The following is a 2,229-nucleotide window of genomic DNA, read 5'->3' as shown; positions in this document are numbered from 1 at the left end:
GAACAAAACGAAAGAAACCCTTAAAAATGCGGTTTTTAAAGATAACATCCCACAGGGTACAAGCTTAAATAAAGATTCTATTAAAGTTTATTATTTAGAAGTTGATGTTAATGGAAATGTAATGCGTGGTGCAGAAGCTGAGCCAACAGATTACAATATTATTTCATCAGATGGCTCAAAATTGGAGATTGCTTTTAAAGATTCTATCAATAAAGCATATCAAATCGAATATGCCACAAAAATTACTGATGAAAATATTAAAAGTTTTCGAAATAACGTTACGATAACGAGTGATAATCAAAAGCAACAAAACGCAAGCTCTACTGTAACGGTTTCTCGTGGTACACACTTAAATAAAACAAGTAAATATGATCCAAAGACGCAAACAATTGAGTGGACAATTACTTACAATGGTGATCAAAGAGAGATCAAAAAAGCAGACGCGATTTTAAAAGATATTTTTGACGATACACACGAACTAGATGCAAATTCTATTGTTGTGAAAAACGCTTCATATAATGAAAAGGGAACGCTTGTAACAGGTGACGCTGTGAATAATTACACTGTAAATAACAAGAAGAATGGATTCGATTTACAGTTTAACGATGATATTAATAGTGCTTATGTGATTACCTATAAAACCAAGCCAACTAATAAAGTTATAGAAGATGGAAAAGTAAAAAATAAAGTTACAGCTGATAATGATTCAAGTAAAGAAAATGAAGCTAGCTTCAAGCAGCAAAATATTATTAAATCTAATAATAAAGCTGAAACAAATTATAAAGACAAAACAACAACTTGGACAATTATAGTAAATAATAACAACTACCCATTAAACAACGCGATCATTACGGACACCTTTGATCATGGTGGATTACAATTAAAAGATAAAAAACTAGAAGTTAAAGATGGAAATTATACCCTTCAAGCTGGGACTGACTATGTTTTAGATGCAACAGATAAAGGCTTCAAAATTACTCTTATAGGTACATATCAGTCTAATATGACAAAGACATTAGTTGTAAAATATACGACAGACTTTGATTATACAAAGCTAGAAAGTGGTAAAACTTCATTTAAAAATACAGGTAACCTATCTTGGATAGATACGGATTCTAAGCCACAATCAAATAAAGTTGAAGCTAATTTCGATCCTGATACTTTCACAAAGGCAAATGGTTATAAGTACGGTTCTTATAACGCTCAAACGAAGGAAATTACTTGGATAATAGGCTTTAACTACAATAATGTTGAGATTAAAGATCCTTCTGTTATAGACGTAATACAAGATAAACAAAAATTAGTTCCTGGATCCATTGAAGTACGCGATATGATTTTAAATGGAAATCCTGATAATGCACAACCTGGTAATGCTGTACCAACTGAGAAATATGAACTTGAAGAACCTACAGAGAAAAATAAAAACACCCTAAAGGTTCATTTCAAACAATCAATTAATTCACCTTACTATATTATCTTTAAAACAAGCCTTGATGGTGAACTTATCCAAGGCACTTACAAAAACGAGGCAGATTTAAAAGATGGCTCTAAAATTGTTAACACCCTTACAGGTGATACTCAAGTAAATAAAGGTGGCAGCTTCGTTACTAAAAAAGCTGTGCAAGACGACAACTATATTAATTGGAGTATCGCAATTAACGAAAGCCAATCAACCATTGCGGATGCGGTTGTAACAGATGACCCAACCGAAAATCAGGTAATTGTGGAAGATTCATTCCACTTATATCCTACAACTGTTGATCCATATGGAAATTTAACAAAAGATAAAGTAAACGAATTAAAAGAAGGAACAGACTATAAACTCAAAATAACAACAGACAATACTACCGGAAAGCAACATTTCGAAATTGCCTTCTTGAAAAAAATTGATCGAGCTTATATTTTAGAATATCGCTCACTTATTAATGCAGACGATAAAGAAAAAGTAAGTAATAAAGCGAAAATCACAGGCAATAAGTTGACAGTTAAAAACACAGAAACTACTGAAACAATTGAAGTGAGAATGTCTTCTGGTTCAGGTGGTGGATCTGCTACCAAAGGTCGTGGAAACCTTGAAATTATAAAGGTAGATAACGACAATAAGAACGTACTATTAGCTGGGGCAGAATTTACTTTATACGATCGTACAGGTAAAACTGTTATCCGTAAAATTACAACAGACAAAGACGGTATCGCTAAATTTAATAATTTAAAACGTGATAAATATTT

1 protein-coding gene is annotated in these 2,229 nt (G+C 32.1%); it reads left to right on the top strand.

Annotation, left to right across the window (positions count from 1 at the left end; genetic code table 11):
- The coding region (locus tag MR160_RS33450) for a collagen binding domain-containing protein (RefSeq protein WP_255805898.1) at positions 1-2,229 on the top strand (2,229 nt) is incomplete at both ends.

The organism is Bacillus cereus group sp. BfR-BA-01382 (assembly GCF_022663475.1).
GTDB lineage: Bacteria > Bacillota > Bacilli > Bacillales > Bacillaceae_G > Bacillus_A > Bacillus_A thuringiensis_S.
The sequence above is the reverse complement of the archived record's forward strand: the minus strand, read 5'-3'. Positions and strand labels throughout refer to the sequence as shown.